Genomic DNA, 16,919 nt, shown 5'->3' with positions numbered 1-16,919 from the left:
GATGTTGTTATACAGATACAATACAATTTTTGTGAAAAATGTGTATTGGCTGTAAATTATCTTGCAATAATTAAATTACAGCTTTGATAAACGAATCATAATTATGAAGCCTAAATATTCGGCAAAGCACCTGCTTTTGCATATCACTATCATGATAATTCTTTATCTCTGCAGGGCTATAGGTTGGTAAGGGCTAAACTATTTAACCGGCAAATGCACCTCAGCCATCATGCATCTCGCGCTGCCACCCCCATTGGTTTCAATCGTATTGATATCTGCATAAACCAGCTTACCATACTTTTGTAAAGCCGAACGCTGTACTTCATTCAGGGCATTAAAAGCATTTTGCGACATCACGATCAAAGTTTCGCCAACCTTGTTTTTCACCTCAAGCATATTGCCCGCAAACTGGTTCATCTGCTCAAAGCTGATCTCAATAATTTCTTTGTGTGATGATTTTAGTGATGCGGTAACCGTTATCCTTTCGTGCGGGTTAGGGATGCTGCCCAAACAGATTACCGCAAACCGGCTGCCGATACACATCAGCACATTGGTGTGATAAATGGCTTTGCCTTTTTCATCAACGGCTTCAAAGCTGACAGGTTGATAACCCGACTGCTCACAAAAATAATTAAGTACTTCTTTATCAGTTCGGGGCGATAAGCAGGCGTACGCTATTTTATTATCCCTGTCAAGCACCATACTGCCGGTACCTTCCAAAAACCGACGCTCGTGTTCAAAGCGGCTCAAGTCAATTACATGGGCGACTTTAAATTTATCTTCCAGATTGGTTATAATATCCTCCCGGCGTTCAAGACGGCGATTTTCGGCCTGCATTGGGTACAGGAAAACACCTCCATCGTTATGGAATGATACCCAGTTGTTTGGAAATATTGAATCTGGGGTATAGGGTTGATGGGTATCATCTATAACAGTCACATCTATACCATTATGGCGCAAAATGTTAACCATCCCATTAAACTCACTTAATGCTTTTTCCTGTACGCCATTTTTTTCGGCATTAGCATTTTGAAAAGCATTGCTTGCAGCAGTTTCTTCATTAAACCCGAAATTAACCGGGCGGATCATTAATATATGTGATGTTGATTGACTCATAATGTCTGAACCTTGATTTATGGGATTAATGGATTCCCAGGATTTTTGTTTGCTTTTTGATTTTTAGATTGTTGCTGTTCTGGATATTGATTTACTAATAAAATCCCATAAATCAAACGAATCAGTTTAATCCCGGTTCAGAATATTATCCCTTAATATCGGCATGCTCATACAGTGAAAACCACCGCGGGCACGGGATAATTCGGCCGAAGGCATTAATATTAACGTATCTGTTAAGCTTTGCGGATCAAGTTCGTTATTCTCAAACTTTTGGATCAGTTCTGCTATCCTGACCACATTAAAGCCGCCTTCTTTAAATGCTTCCACGGTTTTGTCGTTACGGTCGTACCCAACAACTACGCCTTCTTTTAAGGCGAGGAGGTTGCAGGAGTCGGTCCACTGCTCTCGGGCATCAAAAGGGAAGGTATTGTTGCCTGAGTAAATGAACTTTGTTTTTACGCCGCTTTTGAGGTCGTTCTCGCTGATATCGGCTAGTAGGTCTTCAATACAGCCGAACAGCCTTGGTTTTTCGTCTTTTTTAAATTGCACGATCTCCGGACGCTCTTTCTGTTTTTTATCAGCAAACCAGGATATAGGTTCCCGTTCTTCAATCGGGGCTTCGGCAACTGCAAGTGATCTGAGCAGTACCCAGGTATCGCGTTTTACCTGCGTAAAAACAGTGTCGATATGCATGTAGTCACGTTTGTTGGGGATTTTTACGATGGTCACTTTCTTTACCACGTCATGTTCAAACAACAGCCTGATCGCTTCATTGGCACCACTAACGGATGTACGTTCACTGCAGCCAATTACCAAATGATCGGGGCTTACCATCATTACATCACCGCCTTCTAAAGTGGTGCGACCTTCTGCGTCCTCTCCGGGACGTAAAAAATGCTGGGCGGTTTCCGGGATCTCCAAAATATTATCGCGGTAGGCTTCAAACAGCGGATGGTTGAAAAAGATATATCGCATTAAAAGAGTTTCGCGGAAACGGGCCTTTTTGGCTGGTTTATTAAGCAGCATGTGGTTATTTACTGCTATACCCAGATCTCTCGAAAAAATGAGGTTAGGAATAGGGGCAAAGATCATTTCCTCGGTGGTTAATGAGCCCGAAATAAAGATCTTAGCCAGTTCCGCAGGATTGGTGTCTGTCAATTGCTGCTGCAAACGGTAATTGCAACTTTCAACGGCGCAAACAGCGGCAACCAGTTTTTTGCGGATATCCGGCTGCTGTAAAATATCAGCCAACAGGGTTTGGATCTCGATAACTTTATCTGAAGAATGGAAACCTGCATTGTCAGGTTTAAAAAACGAACGGCGCGTGCTTTCATCATCAATTTGATGCAGTTTACCTTTTATTTTACCCGGATCAAGAAAATAGAGTAACAGTTTTACGTAATAATCATATTCGTTCCTGCGCACAGTATCCAGGTGGATGATATCTTCAAAAAGCCAGTCCTGCGCCTTTGAGGGCACAACTTTACCCAACCCGCTATCCGGACTGTGAATAAGCAGTGTACGAAGTGTGCCAATTTCGGAGGTTACATCTATTTTAAAATCGGAGTTGGTTAATGTCATAAAGTACTATAATCGTAACACAAATCTATCAGAAATTAAATTACAAAACGGGCTTGGCCATCAAAATAAGCCTGCGATAATATTTGCCCGTTTCGTTTATTTTAACTCAGAACGAAAATGCAGTGATTATATGTTGCTGATTTGTTTAACCTGTTATCTCCTGGTAAGTGTTCCTTGCCATGCTAACGTTTAATCTTTGCAGCATCGCTTTCATATCAAAACCCTGTTGTTGATATAATTGTTGAACGGCTTCTTTAGCTTTTTGCAAAACAGCCTCATTTTGCCAAATGGCGGTTGTGATGCAAATGAGGTTGCCTTGGTCGTCCTGCCGTTCATAAGCTCTGTCTTCAATAAAGCCCTCAAGTTTTTTAATAAAATCCCTGTTGATCTTCATCCGTTCTTTAAATTCCTGCTGAGCAGTGGCGGGAACAATAAATTGGTCAATAAATATCTGTTTCATGATTATCCTTGTTTTTATTCAAAAATCGGGACAATGGAAAGCTAATACTTGTAAAAAATCATTGATTTACCAGGCTTGTGGTATTTTAAAGAAATTGGTAGGGCTTAACCCAGTGAACAGTTTAAATTCCTTATTGAAATGCGGCTGGTCAAAATACCCTGCTTCCAGGGCCATTTGGGTGAGCGAACCGTTTTGTGGCCTGTTATCAACTATCGACTTGATTTTAATAATAGTTGAAAACTGCTTTGGCGAAGTACCAACCACCCGCCTGAACCGTTTTTCAAACGCGTCCTGGCTTAAATAATGAGCATCGGCAAGTTCCTTGATTTTGATCTGGCCTTTTGAAAGGCGGATCTTTTGCAGGGCAGATATGATTAATTGATCCTGCTTGTAATTTTCGATATGTCTGTTCAAAAACTGTTCAATAATAGTTACCCGTTGTTGATTGTCGGCAGCTTCTGCCAGTTGTTCTTCAATTGAGATTAATTGATCCGGTGAGATAAAATTATCGAGTGGTATGCTCGCCTCAAACAATTCATGAAGCGGGTGTTTAAAAAATGCCGCCGCTCCGGCGGCTTTGAACAATACCAGCATATTGCCCGTACCCGAAGTATAATTGATTAACCTTGGCGACTTTTTTAAACCTGTTACTAAAGAGGAGGGGAGATGATCGGGATGTACCCGGGTAACGTCATTAATATGTCCGCTGTACCTGAAAGCCATTACCAGCGATGTGTCCGGCAGGATGCGGTTAACGAGGTCTTCCCTGGTTTCAACAAAAACATATTGCCGTACGAATGGCCTCAATATTTCGCCGGGTATAAAACGTTCAATATGCATTTAACTAAGATATGGAATTTGTGAATCAATAGATTACTACAATCGATTGCGATTAATTTGTCCGGTTAATTATTTTTTAATCTTTTATTAAGTTCGGCTAATTTATTTGTATCATCAATTAACCAATAAGCACGGGGTTAAACCATCCCGTTAATATAAACTTATGAATACAAAAAACGCTGGGTTGATACTCACAACGCTGTTTCTTGCCTTTACTACTACGCTTTGTTCTGCACAATTAATCAATAACCGGCAATTAGATCATTACAATGTTGAATGGGACACTCCCGGGCCAACATCGGCACAGTCAATGCCTTTGGGTAACGGTGATATTGGCCTCAACGTATGGTTCGAAAAAAATGGCGACCTGGTATTTTACATCAGCAAAACTGATGCCTGGGGTGGTGAGCTTGATGCCGAAAAAGACGACTGGATGAAACAGGGCGGCATATTGATGAAACTGGGTGCTGTAAGGGTATCGGTAAGCCCTGATCCATTAAAAAGCAATGTTCCGTTTAAACAGATTTTAAAACTCCGCAACGGGGAGATCTGGGCGCAGGCAGGCGTAGGCAAATCCTTAGTTCAGTACCGTGTTTGGGTTGATGCCAACCACCCGGTTATCAGGGTTGAAACAAAAAGCACAACAGCAGCTATAGTGAACGTAAAACTGGAAAACTGGCGTGCCGGTAAAACAGATACGGTGCTGAATGGACAAAAGAACCGGATAGCCTGGTATCATCATAATTCGCCAACAACAGATTCGCACTTGGCTAATCTTACTTTTGGCGCTGTGATTAAAGGGGCTGGCCTTTCCAACCAGGGTGATATTACGTTAAGATCGGACAAGGTAACATCGCGGATGATCTCTATTTATCCTTTAACAGCTGTTGCAGGAAGCGGCAGTCAATGGCTTGATAAACTGGAGCCAAAGGTTAAAACTATTGAACAATTAAACCTTGAGCAAAGCCGTTTGGCCCACCAAAAATGGTGGCAACAGTTCTGGAACCGGAGCAACGTGTTTGTAACCGGTGATGAGCAGGCTGAAAAAGTTACGCAGGGATATATTTTGCAACGTTTTGTTACAGCTTGTGCCGGCAGGGGAGCATACCCGATTAAATTCAACGGCTCTATTTTCGTGATAGATAACCCGGCCAAAAATGCCAATGCCGATTACCGTGCCTGGGGCGGGCAATACTGGTTTCAGAATACCCGGGCAATGTACTGGCCACGCCTTATGGCAGGCGATTTTGATATGATGCTACCGCTGTTCAGGATGTATGCCAATGTCCTGCCCGCCAATGCTAAACAGGTTAATGAGTTTTACAAGCATGGCGGCGCTTATTTTGCCGAAACAGCACCGTTTTGGGGCGGCTTAAACTATATGGGCCCCGAGGTGAAGGCCAATTACACCAATCACTATTTTACCCCTATACTTGAATTAAGCATGATGATGCTTGATTACTACGAGTACACCGGCGACACCAAATTTGCAAAAAAAACGCTATTGCCTGTTGCTTCGGCAGGATTGCAGTTTTTTGATGAGCATTTTAAGCGCGACAGTACAGGTAAGCTCCTGCTCGATCCCGATAACTCAATAGAAATGTTTTGGAAGGTGCATAACCCTGCACCCGATATTGCCGGGTTGCATGCGGTGCTAAGCCGGATGATAGCGTTACCATCAACAATTGTAGATGCACACACCCGGCAACCCTGGCAGAAATTTTATGGCGAACTGCCGCCGCTGCCAACGGCAGATCATGACGGTAAAACTGTACTGCTGCCTTATACCGGTCCGCAAACAGCCAAATCATTCAATAGTGAAAATCCCGAATTGTATGCCATATATCCATTCAGGATTTATGGTTTAGGCAAACCCAATCTTGACGTGGCCATCAATACTTTCAATACCCGTAAGCAACGTGCTAAAGGCTGCTGGGTGCAGGACCCAATCCAGGCTGCTATGATCGGCGACGCGGAAGTAGCTAAGGACTATACCAACTTTGCCCTTACCCGTAAAGATCCGGGCCTGAAGTTCCCTGCGTTTTGGGATAAGGGAAATGATTACATGCCCGACGAGGATAACGGCGGTAACGGCGAGAATGGCCTGCAACTCATGCTAATGCAAACCGAGGGCAAAAAGATCATGCTGTTACCCGCTTGGCCTGCCGGCTGGAACGCTGATTTTAAACTCAATGCCCCTTATAAAACCACTGTTGAAGGTAAGGTAATTAACGGCAAACTCACCGGTTTGAAGGTTACGCCCGCCAACCGCCTGGCAGATGTTACCGACATGAGCAAAAAGCAATAATCATGAAAAAGATCTTAAGTATACTGATAGCTTTTTGCCTCGTAAATACGGCAAATGCAATTACAAGAATAACCTGTATAGGTGCAAGCATCACTTATGGCGCTACTTTGCCCGATCCGGCTACACAATCGTACCCGGCACAGCTGCAAAAGCTTTTGGGCAAAAATTACGCGGTGAGCAACTTCGGGGTGAGCAGCGCTACACTTTTGCGTAAAGGTGATCTTTCATACTGGAGTACCAAAGCTTATCAGCAGGCGTTGCGAAGTAAGCCCGACCTTGTATTTATAGATTTGGGAGGAAATGATGCCAAACTCATCAACCGGGTACATCTTGACGAGTACGAAAAAGATTATCATGACCTGATCCAATCTTTCGCCCAATTGCCCTCGCATCCGCGCATTGTATTATTGTTGCCAATCCCTTCGTTTCTGACAGATACTAACCAGATCTATGATAAAACAATAGTTAACAGTATTATCCCTAAACTCAGGAATGTGGCCTATAATGAGCACCTTGAAGTAATTGATATGCACTCTATGTTTGTTAATCACGAAAGCTGGATGCCTGACAAGATCCACCCAAACATAGAGGGGGCAGCGATGACGGCCAAAAGATTATTCGATGTTGTTGTACAGCCACGGGATAATACTTTTGATGTTTTTAATCGTATGAACCAGCAATTTAAGGAGACTAATTTTTACGGATACCCCTGTGCCGAATTTACTTTTGATAACCGTGATTGCAAAGTGGTAAAACCAAAATGGGCAGCCAAAGGTCACCCATGGGTATGGCGAGCTCGTTTTTGGGGCCACGAACCGCAAACAGACATAGCGCTTTTGGAGCGCGGTTTCCATATTGTTTATTGTGATGTAGCCGAGCTGTTAGGCAATAGCAAAGCCATTGGCTACTGGAACGATTTTTATAAAACGCTCACCAATGCTGGGCTGGGTAAGAAGGCAGTGCTCGAAGGAATGAGCAGGGGCGGCATTTACATGTACAACTGGGCTGCCGTTAATCCTAATAAAGTTGACTGCACCTATGCCGATAATGCCCTGCTTGATCTGAAGTACTGGCCCGATTCTGCTATCCTAAAAAAAGATTTCAATTTAACCTACGCCGGGCAAATTGGTTCATTAAAGGTAAGCCCTATTGATAAGGTAGCTCAAATTGTAAAAGGCAATTTTCCCATGCTGCACCTTTCGGCCGATGACGATGAGGCGGTTGATCCTTCAAAAAACACCCTGTTGTTTGAGCTAAAGGTTAAGGAGCTGGGTGGTTCGATAACTGTAATTCATAAGCCGGGCTTTAAACATCACCCGCATAGTTTACCTAATCCGGCCCCTATAGTTGAGTTTATTTTAAAGGCGACAGGATACGCAATCCCCCTGCCAAATTAATATCAAATTATATTGTACACTAAGTATAAGTTCACTAAATGATTGAAGCTTAAACCGCTTTATAAGCCGTGGGATTATAATGTTATAATCTTTGAAACTAAACGGTATTTATTGTAATTTTAGCCAATCGAGCCAATTGAAAAACATTGAATTTGGGCCTAAATTATAAATTACAGAGCGGTACATAAGTTGTAATGCTTAAGGTGTACTTATCAACATGAGATTTTTTTTACCGGGGATAATTGTTACTGTTTTATTGAATTTCCTGTTCAAATCGCCTGTCTGTGCACAATCATACGGGTTGGGGTTTTACAGCCATGAAGTTGTACAGGATAAACGTACGGGGCTCGATCTTGACCTTAAAAACCTCGCCAGGAAAGATAAATTTGAAGTTTCTTTCGATCTTTCTTTCATACCCAACAGGGTTATTTACTTCGGTTACATTTTACGGTTGATAGGCGATGATAACCAAAATGTCGACTTAGTATATGATAACCAGGCTAATACGAAGCATTTTAAGATTATCATAGGAGAACGACTTTCAAAAATATCCTTCAATATTGATGATAAAGATCTTTTTGAACGCTGGAATAATTTTAAGATCCAACTCGACTATAAAAATGACCGGATCACGGTTGTTTCGGGTAATCAGTCTTTAAACGAAACAGGGATCCATTTAAAAGCAGGTTCAAATTATAAATTGCTTTTTGGTGCCAATGCCTATAAGCAGTTTCAAACCACGGATCTGCCTCCTTTTAAATTGCGCGATGTTCGCGTATTGCAAAATACCGAGCAAATAGCCAACTGGCCGCTCAATGAATGGCAGGGCAGTATTGCCAACGAAACCGAAAATCAAAACAACGGCTCAATTAATAACCCGCTTTGGATCAAAGCGCGACACCGTAACTGGCAACTGGAAAAGGAATTTACTGTTCCGGGAGATGCCAGCTTAGCTTTTGATGCGGCAAATGAAGATGTATTTATCATCACTGCCGACTCATTGGTTACCTATTCGGTTAACAAAACGCCTCAGTTAAAAAGTAAAGCCTACTCATCGGGGCGCCAAAGTCTGGTTCCCGGCGATGAGGCTTTGTATGCCAATAATAAGCTGTATTATCTGTATATGGATCAAACGGCTGTTGGTACGTTTGATTTTGTAACCGGCAAATGGGATAAAGGCTACAGCAATTTTGCAACCAATAACGGACACCTTAATAAGTTTTTCAGTAAAACGGATACAGCTGTTTATACTATAGGCGGCTACGGACAGCTGATTTATAAGGACAGTGTCCGCAGGTTCAGTCTTAATACCAAACAATGGGAAAAGGTTAAGTTTAAGGGCGATACTTTTACCCCGCGCTACCTGGCCGGGTTAGGGGCTAATGCCAATGGAGACACTGTGTATGTAATAGGAGGTTATGGCAGCGCATCCGGCCAGCAGATCGTGAACCCGCGTAACCTGTACGATATGGTGCGTTTTACAGTTAAAGACAAATCCTTTAAAAAGCTCTTCAATATCGATGTTAAGAATGAGGACTTTGTTTTCGCTAATTCACTTGTCATCAATTCAAAGGATAAAACCTATTATGGTTTGATCTTCCCTCAGCATAAATTTAACTCAAATTTACAGCTTATAAAAGGCTCATTGGATAAGCCTGCTTACGAAATGGTGGGGGATACTATCCCATTTCAGTTTCACGATGTGAGCGCCTTTGCCGATCTATGCTATCTCCCGCATAGTGCTAAATTTTTATCTGTAACGCTGTTTAAAGAAAATGACCGCACCAGGGTTAAGATCTATTCGCTGCTTAGTCCACCTGAACCGATTGTAACTAATATTTTGTCAAAAGGCCATATCGGTTTGCTATTATGGATGATAGTTGGCGGTTGTGTCGTATGCTTAGTAATAGCGGCGATTGTTGTTATTAACCGTCATAACAAAGCAGCTTCGCAAGTTCTGCCGGAATCTCAAATAGCTGAAGCAACGCCGCCTGTTAATCAAATGCAGGAATTGGTGGTATCCGAGGATAACGGGGAAAATGAAAGCAGGCTGCATGCCAATAAAAATGCTATATTTTTATTTGGTGACCTGCAATTGTTTACGCCTGATGGTAATGAGATCACCAAATACTTTACGCCGCTGTTAAAAGAGCTGTTTCTCGTGATCCTCATCTACTCGGTTAAATTTGACCGGGGTGTAAGTTCCGAAAAGCTGAACGAGATCCTTTGGTTTGATAAATCGGAAAAAAGCGCGCGGAATAACCGTTCGGTAAATATAGCCAAGCTTAAATCCCTGCTGGATAAGATGGGGCATTGTCACTTATCAAAAGATACAGGCTACTGGAAAATTGAGATTGACTATAACGAGATCCAGGTTGATTATCATAATTACCTCAATATCGTATCGAACAAAAGCAAACTCAACAAACAAAAGATCACACAGCTTACGCACATCACCCAGCGCGGCAATTTCCTGTCGAACATAGAGTATGAATGGTTGGACGCGTTCAAGTCAGAAGTATCCAACGAGATCACCGATTCATACATCCAGTTTGCCAATTCGATAAAAGTGACCGACGATCCGGAGTTTTTGATCAAGCTGGCAAATGATATTTTCTATTTTGACCCGGTAAATGAAGAGGCTATGATCCTTAAGTGCAAAGCGTTGGCACATATCGGCAAGCACTCGTTAGCTAAAAATACTTTCGAGAATTTCAACAAGGAATACAAGGCTATTTACGGCGAAGCTTTTGAGCGTGATTTTCATTCAATTCTCGAATAAAATCTGTTACAATTGATATTTATTGAATTAATTAATCAATTTTTAATGATTAATTAATTTGTGCGAGCAATTTTGAGGTTATAACCAGTTGATCAATTTTAATAAACACGAGGCACCTACGGAGCCTAAGTCCGGACTGTTTTTGCTATAAACACAAAACTCCCATAGAGTTAAAAAAAGAGGAGATCCAACTCCGTAGGAGTTCCGTGTTTATAGATAATATTAAGGAGACTTTAAGGCTCCGTAGGTGCCTCGTGACGACAACATTGAAAGCGATTTTTCTGAGGTTATAACCAATTAATAAGTCTGTCGCTTGTATTTTTACAGAGTCAGCATAAAACGTTAATCAGTATATCAATATAAATTAATATCCATGTTAAGCCCATTTCCCCGGTTGTTTAAACCATTGTTTTTATCCACGGTAATTGGTATCAGTAGTTTGTGTTCGGCAGCATACGCCCAAACAAAAGACGAAGGCAATCTCCAATACATCGATCCGCATATTGGTAACGTGGGAGCCTTGCTTGAGCCTACCCGGCCAACAACGCACCTGCCTAACCAGATGACCAGGATGCTGCCTGTACGTCATGATTATATTGATGATCAGATCTCCAGCTTCCCGCTAAATATAGTATCGCACCGCTTAGGGGAGGTGTTTTCGGTGAAGCCAGATAATAATGCGCTAACTCCGGCTTCATGGAACGAACGCATGACCTATGATCATGACCTGGAAGTTACGCGCCCATGGTATTATTCAACTTACTTGATTGATAAAGATATTACTGTTGAGTTTGCTCCCGGCAAAAAGGTTGGGAACTATAAATTTACCTTCCCGGCTAAAAGTACTGCTAAAAGCATTTTGTTTGGGCTATACAATGAAGGCGCGGCCAATCTTACTTTTACAGGTGGCAATGAGCTGACTGGTTTTGAAACCTATCATGATGATATCAAAGTCTATGTATATGGTAAGTTTAATGCAAAAGGAACTACGGGTATAGTAAAAGATAATGCCCTGGTTAAGCAGGCATCAGCCGATGGAAAAGATCTTAAATCATACATCACCTTTGCAGCTGGTACGCCGGATGTGATAGAGTTTAAATATGCCATATCCTACGTAAGCCCGCAGCAGGCTAAGCAAAACTTTAACGATGAGTTTGCCAGCGCCGATTTTGAAACGCTAAAAAATGCAGCCAAAGCAACGTGGGCAAAAGTAGTTGGCCAGATTGAAACCGAAGGCGGCACAGAGGCTCAGCGCCGGTCGTTTTATACAGCCTTGTACCGCTGCAATGAGCGCATGGTTGATATTAACGAAGACGGCCATTATTACAGCGGTTACGACAAAAAGGTACATGACAGTAATCGCCCGTTTTATGTAGACGATTGGGTTTGGGATACTTATTTAGCCTTACACCCGCTCCGTACCATCCTGAACCCAAAGCTGGAGTCAGACATGCTGAACTCATACGTTAACCAGTATGAGCAGAGTGGTTGGATGCCGACTTTTCCGGTTTTGTTCGGCGATAATCCTTGCATGAATGGTTTCCACTCTACGGTAATGTTTTTGGATGATTACCGCAAAGGCATCCGTGGTTTTAATGTGGATAAGGCATATGAAGGCGTCCTGAAAAATGCCAACGAGGCGACCATGCTGCCTTGGGAAAATGGCCCTAAATGCGAGCTGGATGATTTTTATCATACTAAAGGATATTTTCCGGCTTTGAAAAAGGGCGAAAAGGAAACCGTAAGCCTGGTGCATGGCTTTGAAAAACGTCAGGCCGTAGCGGTTACCCTCGGTGGTAGTTATGATGATTGGGCTGTTGGTCAGTTAGCCGGTGAATTGAAAAAGACTACTGACGAACAAACCTTCGCCAAACGGGCCCTCAACTATAAAAACCTGTGGAACGATGATAAACAGATGTTCATCCCGAAAGATAAGGACGGCAACTGGATTGATATCGACCCGAAATTTGACGGCGGTTTAGGCGGTCGCGAATTTTATGACGAAAACAACGGCTGGACTTACCTGTGGCAGGTACAGCATGATATTCCCGGTCTGTCAAACCTGATGGGCGGTCAGGATAAATTTCAGGCACGTCTGGATCAGTTATTCCGCGAAAGCCTTGACCGGAGCAAATACCAGTTTTGGGCCAAGTTTCCTGATGCTACAGGTTTAGTTGGTCAATATTCCATGGGTAACGAGCCGAGCTTCCATATCCCGTATCTGTACAACTTTGCAGGCACACCATGGAAAACACAAAAACGTGTAAGGTTCCTGCTCGATGTTTGGTATAAGGATAACATCTTCGGAATCCCGGGTGATGAAGATGGCGGCGGCATGTCGGCCTTCGTGGTGTTCTCGTCAATGGGTTTTTATCCTATTACACCTGGCAAACCTGTTTATACCATAGGCAGCCCGGTTTTCAGCAAGGTTACCATCAACCTGCAAAACGGCAAGCAATTTAAACTGGTAGCCAACAATTGTTCGGTAGTCAATAAATATATCCAAAGCGCTAAGTTTAACGGAGAGGTGCTTAATAAACCGCTGTTTACACATGGACAACTCATGGCCGGCGGCACGCTCGAACTGGAAATGGGACCTAAACCAAATAAAAACTGGGGCATCTGATCTAAGCAAAAAATCAGCACATATTAAATTTATCCTGATGAAAAAACACGTTTTTAGCATCTTGCTGCTACTGCTATGCGCTGTTGCCAACGCGCAGTTAAGGCACAGTAAAACATCGGCATTTAAAAGTTACAAAGGTTTGGTAATGGCCGGGTACCAGGGATGGTTCAACGCGGCCGGTGATGGTGGCAACCGCTGGTGGAACCACTATGTTTCGCACGGTAAGTTTGAACCGGGTTATACCAATATTGATCTGTGGCCCGATGTAAGCGAATATCCTAAAACCTATAAATCGCCATTTAAACTGGCCAATGGCAGCGATGCTTACCTGTACAGCTCATATGATGCCTCATCAACCGAAACACATTTTAAATGGATGCAGCAATACGGTGTAGACGGCGTTTTTGTACAACGTTTTATTGGCGATGTACAGCACGGGGCAGGCAAGCATCATAATGATGTGGTTTTAGGCAATGCGCTCAAATACGCGCAGAAATACCATAGGGCTATTACAGTAATGTATGACCTGTCGGGCATGAATGCAGGCGGAGATTCGTTAGTAATTAAGGACTGGAAACATCTTATTGACAGCATGAAGGTTACCAACCGGGGCAATAACCAAACCTGGCTGTATCATAACGGTAAGCCATTGGTGGCCGTATGGGGAATCGGTTTTAATGACCATCGCCGTTACGGTTTAACCGAGGGCGAAAAGATCGTCGACTTTTTAAAGAATGACCCGGTTTACGGTGGTTGCGCTATATTGCTCGGCGTGCCAACCTACTGGCGTGATTTTGGCAATGATACGGAGAATGACCCACACCTGCATGACCTGTTGCGTAAGGTGGATATCGTTCACCCCTGGTTTGTAGGCCGCTTTAACGAAGAGGCTTATCCTGTTTTTCAGCACCGCATTGCCGATGACATTGCCTGGTGTAAAACCAATAAGGTTGATTATGTGCCAACGGTGTTCCCTGGTTTTAGCTGGCATAACATGAACCCGAGGGCAAAGCAAAACCAGATCCCACGTAACCGCGGTCATTTTTACTGGAAACAGATCAACGGCGCTATCAACAGCGGCGCCGAAATGCTGTATGTAGCCATGTTTGATGAGGTTGACGAAAGTACAGCTATCCTTAAAGTATCCAAAAATCCACCGGTAGGCTTAAGTACGTTTGTTACGTTTGAGGATGATATCCCCAATGACTACTACTTATATTTAACGGGTTATGCCGCTAAAATGCTCCGTAAGCAGGTGCCTTTAACAACTGATGTACCGCCGCCGGTGAAGAAATAGTCTTCACAACATTCAGTCTGCAATTTAATTGACATTAATGGCGGATAAACTCCCGCTGTTAATGTTTTATTAATCACTTATTATTTTCCGTGCATAGTTTTAGCTTCTGATAAACCGGTGTTCCCAATTTTTTTATTGAGATAGACAATCGATTGTACCGGCATTAATAACCTTACCAATTATAAATTTATGAAGCAAAAGAACGCCTATATATCGGTTCTTTTAGTAACGATTTTTTGTTCATTTAATACCCTTAAACCCATTGTTAAGCTTCCGTATAAGGACGCGTCGCTGCCGGTTGAAAAACGTGTTGCCGATTTACTTGGCCGCATGACCACTGCCGAAAAAATCCGCCAGCTGGATATGTACTGGGGGCACGAGGTTGCCAACATGCAGGGGCATGACGCGGTTTCCATGTCGGATAGTGCCAGCATTAATATTGGCACCGAGGGCATTGGCTCTGTTCATGACCTGTATCCTTTAACTGCTGATGTAAGCAACCAGATCCAGCGCTATGCTGTTGAGAAAACGCGCTTAGGCATCCCGGTACTTTTTATTGAAGAGGGCCTGCACGGTTACGAAGGATTGGGGAGTACCACCTTCCCAAGCCCGATGGCGCTGGCCGGTGCCTGGGATACGACTAATGTTCACAAAGCCGGTCGTATTATAGCGACTGAAATGCGCGCACACGGTGTTGCCATGGTATTAGGGCCGGTGCTTTGCCTCCCGCGCGACCCACGCTGGGGCCGGGTTGAAGAAACCTACGGTGAGGATCCTTTTCTTTCGGCAGCTAACGGCGTGGCTATGGTAAAAGGATTACAGGGTAGTAAACTGAGTGACCATAACGCCGTTTTATCTGAGCCTAAACATTTTGCAGTACATGGCATTCCTGAGGCGGGTAGCAATACGGCGCCTGTTAATATGGGCGAAAGGGAAGCCCGTTCGTCTTTTCTATATGTATTTGAGAAAGCCGTTAAAGAGGGCGGTGCGATGGGCATGATGGCAGCTTACAGCGAAATCGATGGTATCCCATGTGTAGATAATAAATGGTTGTTAAAAGATGTGCTGCGCGGTGAATGGGGCTTTAAAGGCTTTGTTTTGTCTGACCTCGGCGCTATCAAGATGTCGCTTAATAACCACCAGATAGCAACAGATGCGGCGGATGCATTGGCTCAAACCTTTACTGCTGGCATGGATATGCAGTTTTATGATTTTCCGCATGTACCTTTCCATGAGGCCATGAACAAGGCGTTGGCGAGTAAGAAATTATCAATGGCAGATTTAAACCGCGCTGTATCAAATGTACTGCGGGTAAAATTCATGCTGGGACTGTTCGACCATCCTTATATAGATGCCGATCTGTTGAAAAAAGTAAATCATACAGAGGAGAGCCGCGCTGTTGCACTGAAACTGGCACAGGAAGGCATTAGTCTGCTGAAAAATGAAAATAATGTATTGCCGCTCGGGCCAAATGTGCATTCGGTGGCGGTTGTCGGGCCGTTGGCCGAAAGCACCTACCTGGGCGGCTACGCCAATAAGCAGGGCAAAGGAGTTGCTATATTAGATGCTTTGAGGCATAAGGCAGGCAATAGTCTTGATATTAAATTTGAAACCGGTTATACAGCCGATACATCAACTGCAAAGCAAACGGAATATCTTGAAAAAGCGATAAGCATAGTTAATAAATCGGACGTTGCAGTGGTTGTTTTGGGCGAGGATATCAATGAGGTAGGCGAGGGTAAAGATCGCGCCAATCTCGACCTGAATAAACAGCAAAGCCGCCTGATTGAAGCCATATATAAAACAGGGAAGCCAACGGTAGTGGTACTGTTTAATGGAAGACCGCTATGCATTAATTGGGTTGCTAAAAAGATCCCGGCTATTGTTGAATCATGGTTTTTAGGCGAAACCGGTGGGCTGGCCATTGCCGATGTGTTGTTGGGCAAAGTAAATCCATCAGGTAAATTACCTATGACTTTCCCGCGTTCGGTAGGGCAGATCCCATATTATTATGATCATAAACCAACGTCGAGGCACGTATACGTTGATCAGGATACTTCTGCATTGTTCTCATTTGGGCATGGATTGAGTTATACTACTTTTGAATATTCAAGCCTCAAAATTACTCAGTCGCAGATCCCGCTAAATGGTTCCGCAAACGTTAGCGTTACCATTAAAAATACCGGTAAAGTTGAAGGCGAAGAAGTAGTGCAGCTTTATTTGCGGGATGTTATCGCCAGCGTTACTACACCTGTAAAGTCACTTAAGGGTTTTAAAAGGATCAGCCTTAAGCCGGGGGAAAGTGGTACAGTTCAGTTTAAAATTGATAACAAGGAACTGACGCTTTGGAACCGCCAAATGAAACAGGTTGTTGAACCCGGCGAGTTTAAAGTGATGGTCGGCAGTTCGTCTGAAGATATCAGGCTGAGAGGAAGTTTTTATGTGAAATAAGTAGTCGGAATCAGAATTTACAGGATTTTAGAATTTCCAGAATGTTTGCTTCCTTATTATT

At 43.3% G+C, this 16,919-nt stretch carries 10 protein-coding genes; 6 read left to right on the top strand and 4 right to left on the bottom strand.

What is annotated here, in order from left to right; genetic code table 11:
- Window positions 1-198: 198 nt before the first annotated feature.
- The 4 genes from ctlX to AC1DUD_RS25080 all read right to left on the bottom strand — a co-directional run bounded on the left by ctlX (window position 199) and on the right by AC1DUD_RS25080 (window position 3,997).
- A complete protein-coding gene (gene ctlX / locus AC1DUD_RS25095; RefSeq protein WP_477379569.1) occupies window positions 199-1,116 on the bottom strand; it encodes a citrulline utilization hydrolase CtlX in 918 nt (305 codons plus the stop codon).
- Window positions 1,117-1,242: 126 nt separating this feature from the next.
- On the bottom strand, window positions 1,243-2,697 hold the full coding sequence (locus AC1DUD_RS25090) for an arginine deiminase family protein (RefSeq protein ID WP_477379567.1): 1,455 nt from the start codon (window positions 2,695-2,697) through the stop codon (window positions 1,243-1,245).
- Window positions 2,698-2,842: 145 nt separating this feature from the next.
- Complete coding sequence (locus AC1DUD_RS25085; protein ID WP_477379565.1) at window positions 2,843-3,157, bottom strand: hypothetical protein; 315 nt, start codon at window positions 3,155-3,157, stop codon at window positions 2,843-2,845.
- A 66-nt stretch (window positions 3,158-3,223) separates the two neighbouring features.
- Complete coding sequence (locus AC1DUD_RS25080) at window positions 3,224-3,997, bottom strand: helix-turn-helix domain-containing protein (RefSeq protein WP_477379563.1); 774 nt, start codon at window positions 3,995-3,997, stop codon at window positions 3,224-3,226.
- Between the two features lie 163 nt (window positions 3,998-4,160).
- Here AC1DUD_RS25080 and AC1DUD_RS25075 point away from each other — a divergent pair, with 163 nt between their 5' ends.
- The 6 genes from AC1DUD_RS25075 to AC1DUD_RS25050 all read left to right on the top strand — a co-directional run bounded on the left by AC1DUD_RS25075 (window position 4,161) and on the right by AC1DUD_RS25050 (window position 16,858).
- Complete coding sequence (locus tag AC1DUD_RS25075; RefSeq protein WP_477379561.1) at window positions 4,161-6,305, top strand: DUF5703 domain-containing protein; 2,145 nt, start codon at window positions 4,161-4,163, stop codon at window positions 6,303-6,305.
- 2 nt (window positions 6,306-6,307) lie between these two features.
- Window positions 6,308-7,702 carry a GDSL-type esterase/lipase family protein gene (locus AC1DUD_RS25070; protein WP_477379559.1) on the top strand — a complete coding sequence of 465 codons (1,395 nt, stop codon included), beginning with the start codon at window positions 6,308-6,310 and terminating at the stop codon, window positions 7,700-7,702.
- Between the two features lie 217 nt (window positions 7,703-7,919).
- Complete coding sequence (locus tag AC1DUD_RS25065; protein ID WP_477379557.1) at window positions 7,920-10,484, top strand: galactose oxidase; 2,565 nt, start codon at window positions 7,920-7,922, stop codon at window positions 10,482-10,484.
- 373 nt (window positions 10,485-10,857) lie between these two features.
- On the top strand, window positions 10,858-13,110 hold the full coding sequence (locus AC1DUD_RS25060; RefSeq protein WP_477379555.1) for a GH92 family glycosyl hydrolase: 2,253 nt from the start codon (window positions 10,858-10,860) through the stop codon (window positions 13,108-13,110).
- Between the two features lie 37 nt (window positions 13,111-13,147).
- Window positions 13,148-14,407 (top strand): glycoside hydrolase family 99 protein, encoded by a 1,260-nt coding sequence (locus AC1DUD_RS25055; protein WP_477379553.1) that lies wholly within the window; start codon window positions 13,148-13,150, stop codon window positions 14,405-14,407.
- A 189-nt stretch (window positions 14,408-14,596) separates the two neighbouring features.
- The gene (locus AC1DUD_RS25050; protein ID WP_477379551.1) at window positions 14,597-16,858 is read left to right on the top strand and encodes a glycoside hydrolase family 3 N-terminal domain-containing protein; all 2,262 of its coding nucleotides are present in this window, start codon (window positions 14,597-14,599) and stop codon (window positions 16,856-16,858) included.
- The last annotated feature ends 61 nt before the right edge of the window (window positions 16,859-16,919 follow it).

This window comes from Mucilaginibacter sp. P4_A11 (assembly GCF_056402535.1).
Note: the sequence above shows the minus strand (reverse complement) of the source record. Positions and strands in the feature narration are given on the sequence as shown.

Excerpts from the sequence above, each read along its gene's own strand:
- AC1DUD_RS25065 (WP_477379557.1), top strand. The coding sequence starts at position 7,920 with ATGAGATTTTTTTTACCGGGGATAATTGTTACTGTTTTATTGAATTTC.
- AC1DUD_RS25075 (WP_477379561.1), top strand. The coding sequence starts at position 4,161 with ATGAATACAAAAAACGCTGGGTTGATACTCACAACGCTGTTTCTTGCC.
- AC1DUD_RS25080 (WP_477379563.1), bottom strand. The coding sequence starts at position 3,997 with ATGCATATTGAACGTTTTATACCCGGCGAAATATTGAGGCCATTCGTA.
- AC1DUD_RS25060 (WP_477379555.1), top strand. The coding sequence starts at position 10,858 with ATGTTAAGCCCATTTCCCCGGTTGTTTAAACCATTGTTTTTATCCACG.
- AC1DUD_RS25055 (WP_477379553.1), top strand. The coding sequence starts at position 13,148 with ATGAAAAAACACGTTTTTAGCATCTTGCTGCTACTGCTATGCGCTGTT.
- AC1DUD_RS25085 (WP_477379565.1), bottom strand. The coding sequence starts at position 3,157 with ATGAAACAGATATTTATTGACCAATTTATTGTTCCCGCCACTGCTCAG.
- AC1DUD_RS25090 (WP_477379567.1), bottom strand. The coding sequence starts at position 2,697 with ATGACATTAACCAACTCCGATTTTAAAATAGATGTAACCTCCGAAATT.
- AC1DUD_RS25070 (WP_477379559.1), top strand. The coding sequence starts at position 6,308 with ATGAAAAAGATCTTAAGTATACTGATAGCTTTTTGCCTCGTAAATACG.
- AC1DUD_RS25050 (WP_477379551.1), top strand. The coding sequence starts at position 14,597 with ATGAAGCAAAAGAACGCCTATATATCGGTTCTTTTAGTAACGATTTTT.
- ctlX (WP_477379569.1), bottom strand. The coding sequence starts at position 1,116 with ATGAGTCAATCAACATCACATATATTAATGATCCGCCCGGTTAATTTC.